Here is a 21,671-nt window from a genome sequence, read left to right on the forward strand (position 1 = left end):
CAAAGTAGGCTATGGTGCAAGTGCTGGATTAGGTTTTCTTGCTGGTGGTGGCATAGGCGCCTTGGGCGGTCTTGGTATGGCTGCGATCATCAACGCTGGTGGTAACGTACAAGCCGATTTTATTCAAATTATTGCTTGGATCCCTGCCGATAACATTGATATTACCAACAAAGCGGCTCTTGATGATTACTTAAAGACTAACTATTTAAAGCCTGCTGCGGATATGTTCATTGCTTCTGATTTCAATAAGCAAATGGAACACCCAACAGAGTTTGTTAGCTACAAAGATGGCTCATACCGTGTTAAAGGTGGTGCATGCTGGCCTGTAATGCACGGCGATGCTAAATATGGTGAATGCAACCTATTCCCTAAATATTCAGTTGATGTAGTTCGCTATGCGACTAAAGAATCAGGTATTCCATTTAACCCTGACGTAAAAGCTGATCGATACATTATTGTGCGTTTGACAGATGGACTACTGAACACGGCTACATTCCTACCATTTATCGAAACAAACATGGTTTCAGCTTACGTACCAGCAATGAGCTACAAAGCAGAACACCTTAACCGTTTTTCTCCATCGGATAAGCCTTTAGTAAGCCAAGATACTCCATTTGTAATTCGCAAAGGTGTTCCTAACTTCTTTGTGAAAGTTCAGAAATAGAACTCTAAACACATTGATAAAAGGCGACCGACATTCGGGTCGCCTTTTTTGATCAGTCAGGCATCACATTGTGTAGAAATTTAGCAAATGGCACCACATCACAATCGATCGATGCGCTTTCTAATGCGTCAAGATATGCAGTTCTTTCCGTTACTGGCACCACCGTCCAACGATAACCACCAAGAAGAAACATGAAATTCATTAGAAATCGGCTAGTACGTCCGTTCCCATCTGGAAATGGGTGTACGTATCCCAAGAAGAAATGCCCTAAAACAGCTTTTACAACAAAATTAGGCTCACCCACAATAAGCTCTTTTAGCGCGTCCATACAGTCCATGAGATGTTCACTTTGTGGTGGCATATGGCGTGATGTCCTAATCATGATCGGCCCCTTTCTGTAGCCAGCAAGATCACGCTCATTAATGATGCCAGCCGTAACACAAGGCTTAAACAAAGAGGTATAGATTTGAGTTATGCTGACATCGATAAGGTACTCCAGATCTAAGTCCTCTGCTCCTTCCTCGTGCGCCTCTTGAATCAACCCTCGTAATGCTTGGAATGCTTCATAATAACCTCGCGCTGCCAGTGCATCTCTTTGTTGCTTGTCTGCGGCTATGTGTTCTGAATCCCACTCGCCATTTGCTACACGGTTAATCAGTTCTTCGGTAACAACATATCCTTCGATGGACAGCGAGTGATAAGCATCCGATACGTATACCTTATCCATTGAATCTAGCAGTTCATTGAGAGTGCTCTTAAAGAAGTCAGTAGATGCCTTATCGGTAAACACCCGCTCTACATCTTCACGCAGCTTTTGCCATAGCAAACGAACGCGCACAGCCGCCGCAGATTCTTGACGTTTATTACCAATTTTAATGACCGGCACTTCAAAAGGGTTCTCACCCTTAATTGGTGATAGCCCAGCAGCAGTAATAATGTTTGTAAGGTTTCGAGAGTCAGCTTTACGACCAATCTCGAGATACGCACCAATCAATCTATTGGCCGATTGAACGTTCTTAGTAACGAGTAAACTGTCTGCAACTGCATTAACGTCAGATTGTCCAAGTGCGATTTGCACAGCCAAAGGATTAGACCTGTAAATTGTGGGAGCTAACCCGGCCAACGCGAACTCAAGTGTAAGCACCCGTACACCTTGGTATTCAGTGATGTGAGTAGGCTTACCAGATTTCTTTATCACCATAAGACTCATGTCGTTTGGCAATACAATATTTTTTGTTGCCCCCTCACTGGTAAATACTACTAGCTGTTTTGGCAAAGAGTTGTTTGCCGTATGAATATCGATGGATGCTTCCGGGTTTAGCCAGTAATCGTCACCGTATGCTTCTTGCAGGTATTGGCCAACGAACTGCCAAATGGATTGGTACCACAGAGCTGACTCACCAGCTTTCTGTACTGTAATGTCTGCATCGAACAGATACCAACCTCGAACTATTTGTTTTAGATACCCTTCGGACACCAATAAGGTTCGCGTTGTAGGCTTAAGATTACTACTATTAACGATGTTCCCCGCTCGAACTGCAGACGCCTCTCTTAACGCCTCTGCAAGTTTTTCATTACCGGTTTTAGCCATAACTGTGTCCATCTTTTAAATTATCAGTGAGTGCTAAAAGTATATCACTCCCAGTTACGCATTTAAATTACTCTTAGTTACGCAACTACATTACTTTCACTTACGCATTTATTTTCCTTTCAGTTACGCGTATGGGTTACTTTCACTTATGCATTCAAATTACTCTTAGTTGTTAACTTACATTACTTTCAGTTACGTATTAAAAAGGCGACCCGAGGGCCGCCTTGTTTTTCTATTTACTGATTCGGAGTGAACGCACCTTGCTCACAACTCTTCGGTCTTGGCCGCGTTGTACAATCTACATTATTTCCTACATCAGCCTCTTCCATCTCTTCTCGACGTTGAACCCAGGCATTATCGACTGAACGTTCTTGGTTACGTTCGAGAGCATCTGATCGGCCAAATCCGTTAGAAATGTTCCCGCCGGTTATATCTTCCATTGATTTATCTATTGGCAGTTCATTTGACTCGGCCATCATTTCTACCCATTCAGTGAAGTCAATTTTTGAAAAGTTCACTTTGCTGAGCTCAGAGATCTTTAGCCCTCGACAACCCATTTCGTTTCTAAACGATTTAGCGCTCCATCCAAGTTGTACAATGGCTTGTTCCATGATGATTCGACTAATTACGCTTTCATAACAACAATGGAAATCTTTTGCACGATTAGTACAAACACCGAATACTTTGTCACAGTCTTCATGGTGAGTTTTAAAACATTTCTTACCGAGTAATTGAACTCCCATGTCTTCTTCTTCTTCGGTACATGCCGTCAACATTGTGTATGCCAGTTTTGCCAATTGATAGACTGCATATACCCAACCAATGAAGCTGATCACGTTCATTACTGACGTGGCAATTGTGTTCATTGCGGTTGCCCCTGTTGCAGCGGCACCACTACCACCTATTGACGTTGCGGCTGAGTTAATCGCGTTCTGCAATGTTTCAGGAAGCATGTCATAAATTTTCTGCATCAGGGTATTTTTAAAGTTTGATAACGCCGTGGTTACTGAACTCGAGAAGTTACCAATTACACTACCAGTGTTTGAGACTAGGTTAGCAGAAGTATTACCAGCAGTATTACCGACCGCCCCTGTTAACTTACTAGAAACTGTATTCCAAACACTTTTACCTACATCTACTGCCTTACTTGATAGAGTATCCCATGCCCCCTCAACTGCTTGGCCGGCAGCTTCAAGACCAGTTTGAATCGCCGTGCCGCCGAAGGCACCTTCTGCAGATGCCATGTATCCAGTAACCGTGTAAAGGTTCTGCCCTAGCTTAAATACGTTCAGCGTATTTACCCCAGACGGTTGCTCACAACAGTCGTTGACTTTGAGCTGGTCCCATCCACACCAACGTGCTTCACCGCTGAACACTTCACATGATGTTACATCACTTGGATCCGAACATTCTTTTGTAGAACCAATCTCATTCATGGTCGCGTAAGTGGTTAATGCATTAGTAAAGTCTTGATTGGTTTCATCAGCACGTACTGTACATGAACCATCAATACAGTTCTGCTCTGTTAAACACGTATTATTTGAACGAGTTTTAGTTATAACTGCGTTGCTCGTATCCTGACATTCGTAAGTTACGTTCCATGCATAGCAGGTACCTGATTCTTCATCTAACCAGCCTTCGACACACTCTTGAGATACCGCGTCACACGAATCGTCTTCGTCGTAAACAGCGCAACCGTCATCGAGATGGATAATGTCACTAAATGAGAAGCTACCGCCATTCATAGAAAGTGACTTGCCTTTTAGCGGATCACAAACGTAGTCTTCGCGGTGTGCTGACATACATACTGGGAATTTCGCCGCGCCGTCCCATAGTGGAGCAAACAAGTATTTCGCATCACGACCAAGGCCTGCAGGATACAGTTGCTTAACTTGGGAGTAGCTAACATCACTTTGTGAACTGTTGTAGAAACCTACACGACCACTATGAAACTCTCCATCAGTGTCAATCCATACCTTGTCATTGATTGACAGAGTAAAATGCTCAGGCTCAATATCGAGTTGAAACTCGTATTCTTTTTTGTCTGCCCAACCGGTACCCAAATTAGTCGCTAATACTTCATATGTTCCATCATCCTTGGATAATTGATGTTTTTTCGGTATTACACCCATTGGCCCTGTAACTTTGGCCAATACCAGTCCTTTTGCCGCGCCTTCTTGATTCCCTTGTTTCCATGAAACAACAAAATAACTATTGTCAGGATCTGTGAGATCCGCTCCCTTTTCAGGTACTCCAAAGACGAAACCAATATAGTCATCGTCTTCGTCAGTATTTACTTTGATGTAGCCTTTAAACGAGTTCAACTCATAGGAATATTCAGAGAGATAGCTGGTCGGGTTACCATTGATCGTTTGTTTAACAGTATTTTTATCATTTGTGGTTTCCCATTTACCATTTGAATCTTCGGTTCCCCAGGTACCTAAATCGATAATTGTCCATTCAACTTCATCATCACATTGGAATGGGCCAGATGTGCAGTAGCTATCGGGCTCTTCTAAACGCTCATTACAGCCTTCTGGAAAATAGTCGAATCGCTCTTCCCAGTGTGTACGAACCGGATCTTCAAAGATAAGTTCAACAACTGCATAGGCTTCACCATCACCGCCCACACCAACTTGATAGTCGAATTCAATGCGGTCATCGTCTGCGAATGCATCTTGGAATGCTTTAGTCGCATCAAATCTCGGTACGGTACGGCTTGTGTTTTGTTCACATCCAGTAGCTGTTGTTGGGAAACCATCTTCCGTCGGGAAGCCCATGTGAACACCGTTATAGAACATCTCACCATCGGCTTTCAGACGGAATTGGTCGTCATAACTACCCGTCAACACGGTTGCTTTTTTTACAGCATTACCTTTTACAAGAGAAATCGCTATTTTCTCTTTGTAGATACCACACGAACCTGTTTGGTGAAGGTAGTCATCCCCTTCTTTACCTAGAGTAAGCCTTACACAATCCTCACCACACATTGATAGACTGGCATTATCTGCACCTTCAATAATATTTAAGGTCGGCTTCAATAACTTGCGGTCAACGATACAACCTGATTGATTGTTTTTGTTTGGCTTCATGCAAGTTGCACGGTTAGTAATAATTTTGGTCGGGTCTAGTTCCTGATATGTAGTACTCTCCGCGCTACAGTCACCGAAATATGCCCCCTGCCCTGTAAATGCATCAGTTACCGTATTTCGGCTAACTTGGAACATTGCCGAGTCACGGCTGAGTTTACGTGCAGGGTTCTGATTACGGGCATCCATCAAAGCGCCATACGCTAATGCTGAGTGGTTAGTGTTATCGACTACTTCCTCACTCGAATCACCTTCTACTTCGCCAGATGAATCCAAAAATTCTTGATTACTACTGATTTGACCGCGGATGAATTGACTCTGAGCTTCTTCGTCTTGGTAAGTACCATCTGGCGCTGAGAATCCATTGTTTGTATCGACACCGCCACTAGAAATAGCTTTAAACAAATCTTCATTAGATAGCTTGGTTTCGTTATCCATGAATTCAGCACTTACGTTGATACCACTTGTGCCACCGGATCCACTTATAGATGGCATAGAGATGGTGCTTGCTGTGTTTCGTCCTAATTCAGAGCCTTGATTGAAGAAATAGCTAAAATCATTGTCATCGAATGTCGCGGGGTTTGAGTCAGTCCGATTTTTAACACATAGGTTTGAACCAGCTTCTAAATACTGACCGCTAGGACACGATAGTTCGCCGCTCGGTGAAACGCACACACCATAACGCATGGTTGTACCTGCCCCGCAGGTTTCTTCTGCTTCACCAGGGAAACACTGATTACCTTTCTGATAGTATCCCGCTTTACAAGAAGAACTAGGAACCGTGGACAAAGTACGCGTACACGCATCGCCTTCCATAGAAAAACCACTATCACATGCTTTTTCTACACCTTTATACAATGTGCGAGAACACATAAATGCTGGTGCGTTTAACTTCCAACGCATATCTGGTGTTGTGTACGCAGTACCACTGCTATTACATTCACCAATGATTTGAGCTCCACTACTACAGCTCATATTCACTGTTGTGGGAGTAGCGTTCGCAGCATCGGCCGGGCATTTAATTTCTTCCGGTGCTTCCACGTAATAACATGCTGTCCCAACTCGAGTAGTTCCTTCAAATCGATCTGAGCAACTGCCTTCTTCCACACTATCCCGGCCAGCAAGCATTGAACATTGGTTAGGAAACTGAGCGGTATCAAAAGTAAAACCTGTTGCACAAATAACTGTGGCCGATGTCGACTCGTTTCTAATACAACTGTCTCCAGAGCGACTGTAGCCAGAAGCGCAAGATTCTCTTATAGAACGGACTTCTTTCTTGATACATTTACCGCCAGTCAGCGTGTAACCAGATGGACAGCTGTAATCCATTTGTATAGGCGTATCTAGCGACAGTGCTGCAAAACTTGGAGTGGAAGCCGTCAACATTCCGATCAATATGCCAACATACGCTGCAGACATAAGGTTCGTTAAGTACGTTACCACCAGCACCATTGATAAGGATTTTTTGAACACGAGGATGGTGACTCCAGATAAAATTTTATCAATGGAGTCTGTCAGGTTTTGGGGTCACGCATTTCAATTAAGTGCCCCTAACTAGATGGACTTATTGAATGCGTAAGCAGCATACAAAATACAATTCCATATAGGATTTTTCTAAAAAAAATGCGATGTCAAACATCGCATTCATTAGAGGGTTAGTAGTACCGTACACAACAATCGTTGTAGCGGAAGATATTGTACACAAATGTATTATCTTTCCCCCCGCCAGCAGCCATACGCCCTAAGCCCCACTTCATCCAAAAATCTCCAAGAGGATGACAGCAAGAGTCTGTAATCTGGTTCCCCAAACTGTCCACCTCGGCCACTGGCCAAGCCATACTGACCTTATACATGGGTTTTGGAATCATCGGGCTATACACGTTTTCACACATCGCATCTTCGCCATAGGTAGTCCGAGCGAGCCCCCTACGGTGCATTGACGCTAGTGCCCTCGTAACAATCAAGCTACTAGTACGGATTGGGTTGTTATCTGTCGTAACGTTACCAGTGAATGGATACATATTTCCTTCACAACCAGCACAGAACCAGTTTTGATCTGACGGGTCTGACGTAGCCGTCAACACAGCACAATCTTTCATACAAACTGCCTGAGCTACGGGATTTGCAAATGCCGTTGCATCCGCGTTAAATACCATTGCCAACATATCGTCGTACCACGTAATATCGAGCATCGACATGTATAAAAGATCAAGGTCGACTATGCCAGGGTCTTTGTCACACTCAGGAATCATGAACATCGACAGCATTTTAAATACGGGGTTGGCGAAGTAATTGTAATGGAACGTGGCCATCGTTGTCCTATCGGCTTTTTTCCCTCCCCCGGTCGTTCCCATGCTGGTTAGGTCGTCCTGTACCATTGTTCCTCCAAGGGTAGGACTACACCAAGGCGTCGTTGTGATTTCTATAATCTGTTCGGGCGCCCAATAGCCCACACTAAATCCCAGCTCTGGTACACCAAGTTCATCTTGGCAATAACACATGGCATCAGTATTCGCACCATCTGGCGGTTCAGAAGAGAACCCCATCAAGTTAAATGGCAATGTACAGCTCCAACAGAACTTATTGATCAAGTTATTGAAGTATTTTGTGTCCGGGCAAGCGGCATCACTAAGAAATGATGCCCCCTCTTCGGCTAGTGCTGGTGAGGCTACCGTGCAAAAAATGGATGTAGCGAGAACCAACTGGGCCAGAAACCGCTTTGCTTTTCTTATTAAGGACATCGTTAGCCACCTAATAAAGCACTTGCTTGAGCTATCACAATGTCTGCATATGAGGTAATTGTTCGGCCAAGACTTGGGTTCGCTAAAGTAAAGTAAACACCACCTACAAAAGACACACCTACTGTTAATAAAAATCTCATGTCGTTTCCCTAATTTCTCATTTATTCTTTTACTTAGTTACTACTGAGGGTGTTTCTACTACCTCAGTACCCGTCACAGTGACCGTATTTGGCTCTATCCCAGCTTTCATTCGTTGTTTCATAAGGGCGTCTTCCTGAGCCCTAACGCCATACTCTCTAACAACGATTTCACCGTTACCTAAATAAATTTGTACCGGCAGTTTTTTTATCTGGAATCGATTAATCATGCGTTCTTGAAGCATGTAAACTTGTTGCTTGTATTCTTTACTCAAATCACTGATGAACTTAAAACCTTCTTCTTTATCGATTCGAGAAGTCATCAGGCCGATCTTTCCATAACCGTTTTTAATCTCTTCATGGACGAGTGCGCGCTGCTGCTCACTTAATCCATCAAAGATATACAAGGTCAGGCTCATACCGGGAAAATGGTCAATTGGGTTTACAACCTGCCCTTTGGTCGCCAACAACGTGCCATCTTTCGCCTTAACGTCTTTATGGAACTGGACTCGAGGGTCAATCTTATAAATGGCATCTTCTTGAGCTGTCGGTATGAGGAAGTCAGGGAGATTTTGAATATAGCGATTCATTGCTTTGCGACGTTTAGCATCCCAGTCTACTGCTGCAACACGCTCTTGAATCTCTTCGATTACATCGCGTTCGGTGATGTCGTAAGTAGTGGAGACTACCCCTAGATTTTCAGTCTTTTTACTATCTCGCGCCTTTTCTAAGAACCAATCCAACGAAGCAACGCCGTTAACTGAAACGATATGATTGTCTTTACTATTGCGGTACACCATTGCCGGCGCTTGGGTAATGCCAAACACTTTATGAAGTCGTGGATCAATGGATACTTTAGGCGTTGGACGAAACTCCTTGGCAATGCCATACATCGCCGCGGCCGTTTGGTTAACCATCTTGTCTTCTGGACGCATGCCGCGAAGAATCACGCGAGCATCAACTTCCGAAGCGGTTTTCAGGATGTCTTTAATTTCAGATACCGGTTGGGAGAAAGATACGAAGTAATACAGCTCTTCACCTTCTTTCAATGGGCTATCTGGGCGAGGCTTCATGTCGATAGTACGGATCTTACTTTTATCCACTACCTTATAGGTGTCTTGGATAGTTTTCTCGATGAATGAATGACTATCATCACCAATCTGTTGCGCTGCAGGTATCCATCGTTTTACACCTTCCGGTGCACTCTCTACGGGAGCACTTGCATCGTATTGACGCAGCCAGCTCGGTGCGTCCATCTTTTTCGACTGTTGAATGAGCTTTTTATTTTGCTCAAATGTGGCCATGTCTTCTGTTGTCAGCGTCGGCGCAGCGAATGACGAACTAGCGGTGAGGCCCAAGAGTATTCCCGCGCCCAGTTTCTTTCTAAAAAATGACATATGATTTTCCAACCACCTGACTAGCTATATCCACGGTTCCCCAAAATCTTGAATCAAGTGATCCAGGCAAGGTTCCGAGCGCGAAAAGTTTTCCACTTGTGAGATGTTCTTCTCGGGATAATGAGTCGAGGGTAACTTTTAGATAATCAGCGGTGACACTAACATCTGAGTGGTAGTTGTGACGTCCGTTAAAAACTTCATTGCGATTCACAATGACTGTATCGCCCGGCGCGCCTACGGTAATTTTGGTGAAGAGAGTTCCATCAGGGAATAACACTGTATCTTTGGACCTAAAGGTAACAAGGTCACCTACCCCAACATTCTGATCAGATCTATCCATGATAAATAGTCGACCAGGTATACATGGATAATCACTAACTGGCGGTAACAAGGTATATCGAGAACTGAATCCCATTACTGCAGCCGTGCAAAGAACGCCCGTTAATAGCGGTTTGAATATCCGCTCTTTACGTTTGCTTGTTAGTTTTCCTGTTATTGGAATAACTGCTGACTGTTCCGACATCTTCAACACCCATGAATTAATGGCATTGATTCTGTCACTCACCCACATCCACCGTGGCGATTAAGTGCACCTATCTAGGCCAAGTAAATCAAAGTCAGTTAGTTTTTAACCAATCGGGTAAATTTCTTAAAAAAATGCTTGCGGAACGTTTTCACTATGGGATATTACAAACATCAGCCCGGCAGTATGGGCGAAAAGAATTAAAAGTTTTGCGACTCCTCCACAGTGTTGCAAATCGGGGATTTGGTTGTCCCCACCGATTGTGTCCTCCGACATAATCACGAGGGGTGGTTCCCTCCGAATGAGCTGGGCTTTGCCCGGCTTTTTTCGTATTTAGCAGGCAATAAAAAGGGCATCGAATCGATGCCCTTTTCTATTTATGCCTGATTAGTTTGGTGTAACTACCAAAGTGGCCTCAGACTTATCACCACTATCATCGTAACCAACAACTCGGAAGTGGATCGACTTACCAGGACGCCCCGCTACAGAGAGGTTATCTGCATGGACGTGCACCAGTTCACCATCAACAAACCAGTTATGCGTTGCCATATCACCATCAGGGTCAACACAACCTGATTGAACCGCGATCGTACTACTGTACTGCTTGTATGTGATATTACATACCGGCGCCTTGTTTGGTGCGACTTCAACATCAAGTAGCTGCTCTTGAACAATACCAAACTCAGAAGTTACTTTAACTTTGACTTGGTGTTTGCCTTCGGTCATACCCTCGATATATGCCCTTGTAGAAGTTTGGTCATCGAGTAATACATCATCTAGGTACCATTCATAGGTATCTACACGATCATCAGGATGGCCTAGTTCTACGCGAGCTCGAATCGACGCATCTAACGGGTCACGCATAAACTCAGTACTGTAGTTAGCTGTCAGTTCGATCTTAGTTTCAGGTGGCTCAAGAACCTCCATGATTTCAGTAATCTCTTTCGAGTTACCGCGATCGTCCGAGATAACAACAGTCAGCTGGTGTAAGCCAGGTTTCGTTGCTGAGAAGTACAAACGCTCATTTGATTGGCGGTCGACTTCCATACCATCAAACTTCAAGAAGTTATAGGTATACTCAACAGCTACTGGTTGACTTTCAAGCTTACGAGCAATTGCTGTTGCACTTACTGGTGCATAGCGAGTTCGGTAGTTCACATCAAATCGATACTCAGGGAATTCATACTTCCAAGTACGGATGCTCAAGTCTTTAGTAGCATAAGTATCATCCTTAAGCTGTTTAACCCAAGAGACGAACGTAATGTCAGTATGCCCAAGTGCAGCATCCGATTCAGTTGGGGTGTAAGTCAGCTTAGTTCCATCAACAATAGTACCATCAGGTAGAATCCACTGATTCACCACTTCTGATTTAAGTTGACTTGTGGCCAACCGAACTACAGCATTCAATTCAACCGGTACACCCGCTTCAACAATCCGAGGTTGTTGAATTGAGATACGAACTGGTTTTGGCTTCTTCACTGATATTTGACGTCGGTAAACGTCGTAACGCTTATCTTCTGCCAATTCATTATTGAAGTAAGACATACGGCTCCAAATCTTCATACGATCGCCTGTACCAACGATGTCTAAAGTATTGCCGCCCTCTTCCCAGTTATCACCATCGAATGACCATTCGATCTTACCTTTAAGCTCGTTAGCCAACTCACCATTGTCATAAAGCGTTACTGTCCCTTTCTCACCCTCATACAGAGCTATCGGACCATCTGACTTAAGATCTGGAACTTCATAGCCCAGGATTTCAAGTGTATCGGTTCGACTGATAGCGCCTGAAAGCTTGTTCTTCACAGTTGCACGCACAAAGTAGTGTGCCGCTTTATCAATTACCTGACGTAGACGTGGTGAACCTTGGTATTCATCAATGACTTTCCAGTCATTGGTTCCATCTACAGACATTTCCCAAGTGATGTCACCCATCGCTTCACGGTCTTCACGTTCTTCTGGTTGGTACGTTACAGACGCGGTGAAAGGCACTGGCGCCGCAATACGGTACGTCTTAATTTCACCATCAATCGGGCCACCTTTAAGGACTCGATAGAACGCTGAGTTTGAAAGTACTGTACGAGTGTAACCATCAACTGGTGATTGCAGTTCAGCAACACCGATAAAACGGTATGAACCATAACCAACATCGCTAACATCAAGGTCAAAAGTAACTGATTGGCCAGAGAAGTCTTTAACATCAGTAATCTTATCGTAGTAAGTCTCACGTGTTTCTTTATCACGACGTTCAATAGCAAGGTAGACTTTCCAATCACCCATTGTTTCTTTGTTGTATACAAAGTCACGGCTATCACTGTCGTAGATACCAAGCTTCATCGTTACAGTTGAATTAACTGTGTCCAACGTTCTCAGATCATCTGTAGAAATACGGCTACGAATACGACGCGATGGAACATAAACAGTTTCTAGGTCAACTTTTGTGCTCTTAGATGAGTCCAAAGAGTACTTAGCGTTAACATTGAATTGCTTTCTCGCCCACAATTTACCTGCTGGTACCTCAAGCGTGTCATAAGCAGAAACACTTGTAGTACGGCCGTTACGTTGAACCGCAAGAGTCGTAGTTTCTTCTGAACCATCATTAACGACGAGTTGCAGGTCAGCATTCACACCTTTAGCAATCGCTGTAGTGAAACGGCTACCGTCCAGTTCTACAGGGAAAAGGTTTTCGCTGATCACTTTATCCTGCTTCACTGTAAGTGCTGGTGGATCCACTTCGCCAACGTTGATTACCGCACTTTCTTCTGCAGCTAGCGAATGGTTGCCATTGCTATCGTACATCCATACTCGATAACCCACTTCGTTGGTCATTTCATCAGATGACATGGTAAAGCTACCTGTCAAAGAATGAATGCCGCGGATATATGAGCCGGCAGTGCCAGGTGGCAAGTTAGTCCACTCCAACCAACAACGAATTGATTCACCATAACGGAAGTCACGCTCATGCAGCTCTTCTTCTGAGCTATAAAGAGCACACGTGTTACCTTTTATCTGGTCAACTTCCAAGTCCAATCTTTGAACTTTCTTGTAGTAATCAAGATCAGATCCATCCAATGAGTAGTCCATTGGCATGTAGTTAACGATGAATGACTGGGTATAGTAGTTACCGGCAGTATCTTTAACAGTCACTTCAAACGGATACTCTTTAGCAGGAGTAAGGTTCAACGAGGCTGCTTGTGGATATTTAATGTACTTACTATCGCCCTTCAACTCTAATGAAATACCATTCACTTTAGCCGAAACAATCTCAGCACCGCCATCGAAAGTATCCAACGCGATGATGGCCATGTTTTCAAAGAAGTAGACGTCACCTTCATTGATGAAGTTCTGCCCTTTGTACATTACCTGCACTGTAGGTGGATTACGGTCTAACGTAACTGATGGATATTGCTTCGTCATCTTGTTGTCGTATTGGTCCGTTAACGTGACAATCGGAAGGAATTGACCATCTGCAACCGAGTGAAGGTCATACGTAAAGATATACTTTCCGTCACGAACCTCTGGCGTACCGACTGCGTTTAGGACAAAGTTCTCCTGCGGCTGAGATACCATTTCCTGAGTTTCGACCACGTTCAAACCGTCCACAGTAAATACCGGGATCAAAGCTTCAAAATCAGGGTCTGGTGTTAACTCAAGTTTAGCGGATGGCACCCACCAACTACCGGATAACCCAAAGTGTGGTGTATCAACAATCAGCTTAGCTTGTTCGTTTTCAACAACTACGCTAACGCCTTCAACGTCATACTTATCAGTTGTCGCGCTACTTTTTGAACGAGCTTGGATATAAAGACCTTTCGCTTCTGGGGTACGGTAGTCCCATTTCATTACGTAGTCTTCTGGCACGACTTTGTTTTTAGATTCAAAATAGCCGTTTAGTGAGTCAATCGTTAGACTGTATTTTGTCTGGCCAGTAACCTGCCCTTCAACACCAATGCTTCTTGAACCGGCATTAATATCACAGGCGGTGTTACCAATTTCAATAATACATGAACCTAGCCCGTCGACAGTCGCAACTTGACGGTAGTCTCTAGATTCTGCTGAAACTTGGATTTTTGAAATTCCAGACGCTTTGTTGTAGTTAGTCACTTGGAGGCCAGTAAAGGCTCCATGACTTAACGTAGTTTTAACCCCGGTGAAGTCAGGGGCGATCGGTGCAACCGCGTTTACGTTGATTGCATCTGATATAATTTCTACTTTGTCTAGATTTGTACCTGAGAAGTATGAAATGGAGTAACCGAACTGGTTAGCACCTTCCTTCAACAGATAACCATCTACGGCCATCCCTGCAGCTGTTATCCCCGACGGTAGCTCGGTCCATTCAAACAAACAGACTAAACTATCCCCGTGGTCAGCTTTCGCCACACTAGGATCTCCCGTAAGTTGACAACCGGAACCGTCAGCTTCTTCTGCAACCATTTGGAAAGGGTTGACGTAAGCTTGTTGGTCCCCTAGTACGGGTAAAGATACTTTTGGTGATACCGCCTCAATCGAACCTGTTACAAGAATCGATTTTGAAACGGCGTGACTGGCCCACAAAGCTAAGGGTATTGCTACCGCTAAGGTTTTGATGTTTGTGGATTTCATGTAAGCACCAGTTAAAGAGCTAAAAGTCAACAGTACTTTACTGAATTGAACTATGCCGCATGGTGAATAAAACCCACTTTGTAAGGGCAATTAATCAACATGATTTGGCGAATTGAAGGCGCATGAAAGTAGCCACTTTTTAATAAAAAGTGGCGTTATTTGATGTTATTGAGGGAAATGGTTGTAACTAGAATTACATGCAAACAGCCATTTTCTTGGCATTATTTTTAGCTGAGATTTTCAGTTGGGTTCCAGGTTTAAGAACACAGACTTTACGGGCTGAAATATCACAAGCTTCACCCGTTTTTGGATTGCGCCCCGGACGAGAATTTTTTTCAAGAATTCGGAACTGGCCAAAACCATGCAAACTTACTTCGTTACCATTCTGGAGTTCATCACTAATTTGTTGAAAAATATCAGTGACCAAGGATTCTGCCTCGCGGGACGCTACGGGCAATACCTCTTGGAGACTTCTTCCTAAATCACGCTTAGTTAATGTCATTTAATAACCCTTCATTGTATTTAGCTGATCGCAATGCGATTAATGCATTTGGCCTTTCTTGTATTCTTCAATTCGCTGACACTCCATGCACTTCACAGCTGTAGGAACACCCAGCAAGCGGTCATAATCGATCTCTATTCCACAGCTTTCACAAAAGCCAAATTCATCCAGTTTATGCGTTAAACGGCCGAGTACTTTACGTAGATTAAGCAATTGTTTCTCTTCACGATTGCGTAAAGCTGCACCACAACTACGTTCAGTCTCAAGAGTTGCTCGGTCTGTCGGGTCAGGCATGCTCACGCCTTCTGACAAGCATGTGTTCTGTTCTGAACTTAGTCTTTCTTGAATGTTGGCAATCCCTTGGGAAACCTTCTCTCGGATGCAATTTAATTGTTGTTCTGACAGAAAATCGTGTACTTGCATTTTTCAAACCTTACATACATTTGAGCGTAAAAATAACTTGTTAAAATGATGACTAGTTTCCAAAAATCGGACCATTGGAGGATATAAATACCCATCATGACCTTTTGCTTTTTTGGCAACTTCGGGTAACTCCTTCTTAGACCACTTAGCCAGCATTACGTATTTAGTCCCTATATTTCCCAAATGCAGCTCCCATGTCGGATCGTAGTATTTGCCATTAACACAAATGATCGAGTGCTCAACAGGAAGCACTCGACAAGCAAAGGCTAAAACGTATTCCGCACCAGGGAACAAATCATTCATCACTATCGACCAGCTGTTATCGAAGCATCGATTAGGCAGACATAAGCCAGAATCGACGATTTTTTGCTTCAATTCTGCTGGTAGTGGGGAAACAAGGACGTTGGTCGTCATATCTGGGTTAATCCCCTTTGCTATGACGGTATCAATCATTTTGAATTCCAAGCTTCCACCCTATTAATCAGGACTTTCCACATTTATAACGCTAAACTTTGAATGTGCAAGCCCTAATTTTTAGTTTTGTGATGATTTTTCTTGATGGCAGTATTCTTTGTAAGGTTTAGTGCGATATTGTGGGCGTTCAAACCCTCTCATTGAACGCTCGGCGCGACTGGCAGCCAGTATTCTTTGCGGCGTATTTACTTGCATGTCGTAAATTTGTGATACATGCACTGTGAATTCATCTTCGGTGTACCCCCAGCCAAACGCACAGTACTTGGTTGAATCCATTTCTTGATATGCCTCCAACCGCTCCTTGATTGTTCTACCGATCATCAGCTTATCAATTGCTTTTGAATACCTTTCCATCTCATGACGAATGATCGGGTACCCAGAGTAACGACCTTCTAGATACTCTTGGATGTCATCTCGAACACCATTGTTATCAATATCAGACCCGAGGAGCTCTACTTCGGCAGTTGTCAGCTCTCTTACGTTGTTGGGTGTAGTATCATGAGCAGATGCACTCATGGAGTTAAATAAACACACAGTGGCTAATATGCCTAATAACTGAACCTTCAAGGCCTTCATGCCTTCTCCCATAGTGATTTTACGTCCACTAGCGTTATTTGCTTTGTTGATATGTTTGACCCGCTAGAAAGCGGGTCATATTGGTTATTTTTGGCTTTCAATCATTTTTATGAATTCCTGCATTTGCGCAGGTTTCATATAGCCAGCCACCTTAGCCTTTCCATTTTGAACATAGACAATACCCGGCGTACCCGCGATGTCGAACGCTTTCATGAAGTCACCGTTTTTCTCTATTAGTTCACGAGTTTTAACGGTTGCAGGCTTAGTATTTGGACGGGCACGTTGAGAGCGGATATGCTCATGCTCTTGTAAAGCTGCATAAGGATCTGGTTGGCTAGTGATGTACTCAATCACATCCGGGCTTTGAGCCGACAGGAACGACACAGGCACCCAGCGAACTTCTAAGCCATCTTGAATCGCAGGCTCAATTTCATTGAACAGTTTCGAGCACCAACCGCAGAATGGTTCGATAAATACATACATCGTACCTTTGCTGTTGCCTTTAGGGTGTGTGGAAAAGTACCAACCTTCTTTTTCAAAATTCTCGAACACTTTGTTGTAGTCAGGAACCGGCTTCTTCGCATCTAAATACTTGGAAGTTATGTTGATACCGTTTTGATCAATTAGAGGTCCAGCAACAACGTAATTATCTTTAGTTGCCCAATATAAATGGTATTCGCCTTGGTTTTTGACTAGCCACCCAGTAAATGAATCATGTTGGAACACTTCGATAACTTCAATGACACCTTGGTCAATGAGGTTTTTCAGTTGTGGTGGCGCTACCTGCAATGAGCTCCCTGTCGCAATAGGCTGATCTGTATTGGAGTTGATTGCTGCCATACTTTGAGCAGAAAACCCACCTAACAGTGCTCCAGCGATTAGTAATGTTGATAATTTGCGGCTACTTACCATTTTTTTGAAGACCTCATTCATTCCATACGGAGTTCGTAAACACCACCAGCGGCTTTCACCTTGAGTAGTATTTGTTTGATTTGATTTTGGCTCTGTTGGTTAAACGATTTTTTGAAGTCATTGAATCGCTCACAGAATTCAGTCGGGATCTCTAACGCGATAGTTTCGCCCGAGGTCGTTTTGTATGAGAGAGTCGTCAACATCATGCCAAAATTAGAACTTGAAGTGATGGTTGCCTCTGTCCAATTGGAAACATTACGTAGTTGAATTAGCTCAGTAGCCAGAACCAATAGTGGTTCTACTCTCAATTTTGTCTGTTCCTGAATAATCATTGGGTTTCCTTCTTGAACTGGCATCACTTACTCAAAAGTTTGAGTGTGTAGTTATACGCATCTTCAAGTACCCACACTTCGATTTACTCCGGCTTTTTAGCCGCACTTAATCAACGCACCAAACTGGAGCAATTTTGTGTTCACCCATCCTAACGCCCGAAAACTACTACCATTACTAATGATGGCGTTTTAATACTGCTAGTTACCGCTACTTAATGAACATATGATTTTTTTAATGTCTCTAGAATATCGGCAGAAATTATTCGAGGCATGATCTGTGAAGAAAATAACGTACATATGGCCATTGATACCTTTAACTTTATTTAGTGCCATTGCTAATGCCGAGGTGTTGTCTTTATCTTTTATTGATACAAACAATTCTTTAGTTGAGCTAGATAGTGCTAATGAGTTTTTCAACCCGACAACAGACATAACCTTCTCTGTATCTGGTGGCCTTGACCGCAAATTGTCCTTAAGGATTGAAGACAGCAGCGGAAACACAATTAGCTCTACGGAAAGCAATGTCATAGGTGTAAATGACAGGATTACTGCGATCGGACGTGACTATTACGGTAAAACCTTAACTTTGTCGGCGCCAAATGATGGAGCCTATTCGCTCGTTGCTGACATAAAGGACCTATCTGGTGAAATAATACAAACCAACACCTACCCTATCGTTATCGACACGACCGCGCCTACTCTCGGTTCTCCACAAGCAACCAGTTATGGTGGTCTAGATGGCATAAACATGCCTGCAGACACTTGGTATACCGGCTATTACAGTACAAACAAATATTATGTATCCGATATTGCCGATGACAGTTCTGGCGTATCAGAAGTAAACGCGATCACCAGGATTGGGGAAAAGGTTTATAAAAAAGGTGCCGCAAGTTTTGACCCTCAAGCCATGCAAGCTCATATAGGCAATGGATCATCGTGGTTTCCTAGTGGTGACAACGCGGAGACTGTTTACAGCTTACAGTTTGAAGTGGTCGATAAGGCCGGCAACATTGCTTATTCGAAAGAACAAGACCTGTATTTTGATACCGTTGGAGGCAACGCGCAGCTTTTCGCAATCCATGACCCAGATTCTACAAATGTAGTGGGTGGCCAAGCAGGTTACGAGCCCTATGTTGCGGCAATGACTGTCAAAGAGAACCCTATTTCTTTTATGTATCGGATACCAAAATCTAACTACGCCAACCTAGTTCGTGGTGGTATCACTCCTGTAGGGCACTCAGCAATCTACGATGATGTCGATGACCAGTATGTGTATGTTGTTTTCACGCGGCCTTATGGTTTTACAAACGGTAACTATGTGCGATTTCATGACCGCCGCTCTTGGTCTATTCAAGGTGTGAGTTACAACTTAAAGCTTGATGATTCCGCGCCTAAAGAGCCCGTTCGTAAAGGTAACCAGTATCAGTATTCCGATATAGGTTGGAGCAGTTGGGGCCGTGAAGTGTACACGGAGGAATTACCAGTTTCTGTCACGGCTGCAAAGATCATAGTTGAACCAAGAGACTATGACCAAGTATTTGAGCATATGGGGAAATGTACTGTGCCGGCTGGGGATACGGAGTGTGTTATCACCTACGACCCACCAAAACTCTTAGATACAGGCACCTACGGCAATCTACATAGTGGTTCTTCAATCAAAAACTTGGATGGTAGTTTGTATGGTGCTCCAGGCTGGGCAAGTGTTCACTGGAACGATACTCACCACCCTGAAATCACTAGTACGGAATGGGATAAGAATACTAAGGTCGTTACGGTTTATGCTTACCAACCAAACCGCGGCTATTACTTTGATAACACCCGGATCACTCAAGCCTATCTAGAATCGAATGGTCAGAAACTCTCTGTCAAACGTATATTATCTGAGGAAAATGGCACTAACTATAAGTACCAATTTGATTTGAGCACTTTACCCGAAGGCTCATACACCGTTGAAGCAGTAGTGATGGAGAAGCACCACAATTACGCTAGAAAAGACGTTGTATCATTCACAAATGACACTACCCCACCAGCAGTAACTTTGCTTTATAACGGTGCCATTATTGGTGACATGATCCAAGGTATTAACGGCATCACCGTTAGCGCCATAGACAACACAGCCATGACTATTCTCGACGCGAGCTTATCAGGTGGACCAAGTGAGGATTTAGTTTATCTTGCGATTACTGACCTTGGCCAAAACACATGGAAACTCGAACAACCCCGTATTTTCCCTGCTTTGCAGGAACAACAAAGTTACACGCTGACAGTACGAGTTAAAGATGAATACAACAACATAGGTACTGGTACTGCGAGCTTTCAATACACTCCTGAGAACTGGATTAAACTAGAGAATTTGAAAACATTAGCCATTAGCAAAAACCTGCTTAACAGACAGGGTGAGCCACTAGCTAGAGTCACATCATCAGAGTTACGTACTGACTCTGGAAACTTAGCAACCGGTTTGCAGGATGCTCTTGTAACACTCCGTTCTGACGCTCCATTCGGCTTAATGGTTGAAGGCGTTGAGGTATCTCCAGGTCAAACAAAAAGTATTCAATTAGACTTGGGTGATTTAGGAGGAAAGCTCGATGTGCCGATATATCCATCATCAAATTCAGAAGGCATTGCATCCTTTATGCTTGAGGTGCCTGAGCTAACAAGTAAATACGATTAAGGCCGAGGAAACACGTTCATGAATGATACGTTCAGAAAAACTAGAAATGCGTGGTTAACACTAGGGACACTTCTGACACTCCCTGTATATTTTCGAAGTGGCGAGCTGCTACAGGACAGCCTGCCAGTACTAAAACTATTCTTCTTTTGGATAGCATTCCTAGCAACAATATCGCCGCTATTCATAGCTGTATATTTAGCAATTACTATCTATAAACGCATGATTTCAAAGCGTGTAGATAAGGTACAAACAACGTCAAATGATGATGAAAAACCTGAGCTTAATGTTGCAAAAACAACGTTAAACAAAGTCAGCACAAACAAGCTGACCAAGCATTCAATAGTAATTTATGGCATCTTCGCGGCTTCCTTTATCCTGCAAAAAGACTTGTCCATAATTGAACTCATTGGGCATCAATCGTTACTGATAGCCGCTACTGCCGTGATTGTTTGGGTGCTTATTTCAACAGTACTTTGGCTTAACAAGTCGTTTCTAACCAACTTGGTGATATTTAATAAAGAAAAGGGTTTGAAGCGGTACAGCCCAAACAAGACAGCTATTGCACTCATTTGTACCACTGTCTTTGTAATGAACATAGACAAGTTAGTAGATAGCTATGTTTCGAAACAAAACAGTTACGTCATAAATGGACAGCTTTTAGATGTAGACGTCGATCGAGGCCAGGGAACAAATGTTATCACCGTAAAAAGAAAGTCAGGCAACATTGAGCTATTAGTTGCCCCTTCTGAGTACGAGCAAGCAAAAGCGCTTCAAGAAATGGTTGGAGAGAACTTAGAATTTAACGTGTATAACCACACATTCATTATACCAAACATCGGCAAAACTCACTTTGTATCACTCAGTGACAACAAGCCCAATGAATAGTGCGAAATTTGATAGTGATTAGAAATAGTAAGGGACTCCATTGAGAGTCCCTTAGTGAATGGAGAATACAAGAGAAGTGGACCCCGCTGGTTGGACACATAAGCTCATTTCTTAAGTGGTTGACCCAGCTCATGCTGCGTATCTTTGCC

At 43.5% G+C, this 21,671-nt stretch carries 16 protein-coding genes; 3 read left to right on the forward strand and 13 right to left on the reverse strand.

The window, feature by feature from the left end; translation table 11 throughout:
- On the forward strand, nt 1-664 hold a 664-nt coding region (locus R7Q39_RS29200), incomplete at its 5' end, for a hypothetical protein (protein WP_318077180.1).
- A 52-nt stretch (nt 665-716) separates the two neighbouring features.
- On the opposite strand, the gene R7Q39_RS29205 is transcribed toward R7Q39_RS29200, so the two are convergent.
- The 13 genes from R7Q39_RS29205 to R7Q39_RS29265 all read right to left on the reverse strand — a co-directional run bounded on the left by R7Q39_RS29205 (nt 717) and on the right by R7Q39_RS29265 (nt 17,963).
- Nucleotides 717-2,255: a Fic family protein gene (locus R7Q39_RS29205; RefSeq protein ID WP_225478125.1), complete on the reverse strand. Its 1,539-nt coding sequence runs from the start codon at nt 2,253-2,255 to the stop codon at nt 717-719.
- Between the two features lie 236 nt (nt 2,256-2,491).
- A complete protein-coding gene (gene traN / locus R7Q39_RS29210; RefSeq protein WP_225478124.1) occupies nt 2,492-6,817 on the reverse strand; it encodes a conjugal transfer protein TraN in 4,326 nt (1,441 codons plus the stop codon).
- A gap of 182 nt (nt 6,818-6,999) precedes the next feature.
- Entirely contained in the window at nt 7,000-8,085 is a 1,086-nt protein-coding gene (locus R7Q39_RS29215) for a TraU family protein (RefSeq protein WP_225478123.1), read from the reverse strand.
- Between the two features lie 2 nt (nt 8,086-8,087).
- Nucleotides 8,088-8,225 (reverse strand): hypothetical protein, encoded by a 138-nt coding sequence (locus R7Q39_RS29220; RefSeq protein WP_157052370.1) that lies wholly within the window; start codon nt 8,223-8,225, stop codon nt 8,088-8,090.
- A 29-nt stretch (nt 8,226-8,254) separates the two neighbouring features.
- A complete protein-coding gene (locus R7Q39_RS29225) occupies nt 8,255-9,619 on the reverse strand; it encodes a TrbC family F-type conjugative pilus assembly protein (protein WP_225478122.1) in 1,365 nt (454 codons plus the stop codon).
- Nucleotides 9,606-10,142 carry a S26 family signal peptidase gene (locus tag R7Q39_RS29230; protein ID WP_264923215.1) on the reverse strand — a complete coding sequence of 179 codons (537 nt, stop codon included), beginning with the start codon at nt 10,140-10,142 and terminating at the stop codon, nt 9,606-9,608. The genes R7Q39_RS29225 and R7Q39_RS29230 overlap by 14 nt, the downstream gene beginning before the upstream one ends.
- A gap of 387 nt (nt 10,143-10,529) precedes the next feature.
- Nucleotides 10,530-14,744 (reverse strand): Ig-like domain-containing protein, encoded by a 4,215-nt coding sequence (locus tag R7Q39_RS29235; RefSeq protein WP_225478120.1) that lies wholly within the window; start codon nt 14,742-14,744, stop codon nt 10,530-10,532.
- 193 nt (nt 14,745-14,937) lie between these two features.
- On the reverse strand, nt 14,938-15,246 hold the full coding sequence (locus tag R7Q39_RS29240; RefSeq protein WP_053409870.1) for an HU family DNA-binding protein: 309 nt from the start codon (nt 15,244-15,246) through the stop codon (nt 14,938-14,940).
- A gap of 39 nt (nt 15,247-15,285) precedes the next feature.
- Nucleotides 15,286-15,669: a TraR/DksA family transcriptional regulator gene (locus R7Q39_RS29245; protein WP_225478119.1), complete on the reverse strand. Its 384-nt coding sequence runs from the start codon at nt 15,667-15,669 to the stop codon at nt 15,286-15,288.
- A 3-nt stretch (nt 15,670-15,672) separates the two neighbouring features.
- Nucleotides 15,673-16,122: a hypothetical protein gene (locus R7Q39_RS29250; RefSeq protein WP_225478118.1), complete on the reverse strand. Its 450-nt coding sequence runs from the start codon at nt 16,120-16,122 to the stop codon at nt 15,673-15,675.
- Nucleotides 16,123-16,203: 81 nt separating this feature from the next.
- Nucleotides 16,204-16,719 carry a hypothetical protein gene (locus R7Q39_RS29255; RefSeq protein WP_225478117.1) on the reverse strand — a complete coding sequence of 172 codons (516 nt, stop codon included), beginning with the start codon at nt 16,717-16,719 and terminating at the stop codon, nt 16,204-16,206.
- A gap of 84 nt (nt 16,720-16,803) precedes the next feature.
- Nucleotides 16,804-17,631, reverse strand: coding sequence for a thioredoxin fold domain-containing protein (locus R7Q39_RS29260; protein ID WP_225478116.1), 828 nt, complete (start codon nt 17,629-17,631; stop codon nt 16,804-16,806).
- Between the two features lie 17 nt (nt 17,632-17,648).
- Entirely contained in the window at nt 17,649-17,963 is a 315-nt protein-coding gene (locus tag R7Q39_RS29265) for a hypothetical protein (protein ID WP_225478115.1), read from the reverse strand.
- Between the two features lie 277 nt (nt 17,964-18,240).
- Here R7Q39_RS29265 and R7Q39_RS29270 point away from each other — a divergent pair, with 277 nt between their 5' ends.
- Both R7Q39_RS29270 and R7Q39_RS29275 read left to right on the forward strand, forming a co-directional pair.
- On the forward strand, nt 18,241-20,637 hold the full coding sequence (locus tag R7Q39_RS29270; protein WP_225478114.1) for an Ig-like domain-containing protein: 2,397 nt from the start codon (nt 18,241-18,243) through the stop codon (nt 20,635-20,637).
- An 18-nt stretch (nt 20,638-20,655) separates the two neighbouring features.
- The gene (locus tag R7Q39_RS29275; RefSeq protein WP_225478113.1) at nt 20,656-21,522 is read left to right on the forward strand and encodes a hypothetical protein; all 867 of its coding nucleotides are present in this window, start codon (nt 20,656-20,658) and stop codon (nt 21,520-21,522) included.
- The last annotated feature ends 149 nt before the right edge of the window (nt 21,523-21,671 follow it).

This window comes from Vibrio sp. 947 (assembly GCF_033339115.1).
GTDB classification, from domain to species: domain Bacteria; phylum Pseudomonadota; class Gammaproteobacteria; order Enterobacterales; family Vibrionaceae; genus Vibrio; species Vibrio alginolyticus.

What these genes read in the sequence shown, in the direction of transcription:
- R7Q39_RS29205 (WP_225478125.1), bottom strand. Translation starts at nt 2,255, where the DNA reads ATGGCTAAAACCGGTAATGAAAAACTTGCAGAGGCGTTAAGAGAGGCG.
- R7Q39_RS29215 (WP_225478123.1), bottom strand. Translation starts at nt 8,085, where the DNA reads ATGTCCTTAATAAGAAAAGCAAAGCGGTTTCTGGCCCAGTTGGTTCTC.
- R7Q39_RS29220 (WP_157052370.1), bottom strand. Translation starts at nt 8,225, where the DNA reads ATGAGATTTTTATTAACAGTAGGTGTGTCTTTTGTAGGTGGTGTTTAC.
- R7Q39_RS29225 (WP_225478122.1), bottom strand. Translation starts at nt 9,619, where the DNA reads ATGTCATTTTTTAGAAAGAAACTGGGCGCGGGAATACTCTTGGGCCTC.
- R7Q39_RS29230 (WP_264923215.1), bottom strand. Translation starts at nt 10,142, where the DNA reads ATGTCGGAACAGTCAGCAGTTATTCCAATAACAGGAAAACTAACAAGC.
- R7Q39_RS29235 (WP_225478120.1), bottom strand. Translation starts at nt 14,744, where the DNA reads ATGAAATCCACAAACATCAAAACCTTAGCGGTAGCAATACCCTTAGCT.
- R7Q39_RS29240 (WP_053409870.1), bottom strand. Translation starts at nt 15,246, where the DNA reads ATGACATTAACTAAGCGTGATTTAGGAAGAAGTCTCCAAGAGGTATTG.
- R7Q39_RS29245 (WP_225478119.1), bottom strand. Translation starts at nt 15,669, where the DNA reads ATGCAAGTACACGATTTTCTGTCAGAACAACAATTAAATTGCATCCGA.
- R7Q39_RS29250 (WP_225478118.1), bottom strand. Translation starts at nt 16,122, where the DNA reads ATGATTGATACCGTCATAGCAAAGGGGATTAACCCAGATATGACGACC.
- R7Q39_RS29255 (WP_225478117.1), bottom strand. Translation starts at nt 16,719, where the DNA reads ATGAAGGCCTTGAAGGTTCAGTTATTAGGCATATTAGCCACTGTGTGT.
- R7Q39_RS29260 (WP_225478116.1), bottom strand. Translation starts at nt 17,631, where the DNA reads ATGGTAAGTAGCCGCAAATTATCAACATTACTAATCGCTGGAGCACTG.
- R7Q39_RS29265 (WP_225478115.1), bottom strand. Translation starts at nt 17,963, where the DNA reads ATGATTATTCAGGAACAGACAAAATTGAGAGTAGAACCACTATTGGTT.
- R7Q39_RS29275 (WP_225478113.1), top strand. Translation starts at nt 20,656, where the DNA reads ATGAATGATACGTTCAGAAAAACTAGAAATGCGTGGTTAACACTAGGG.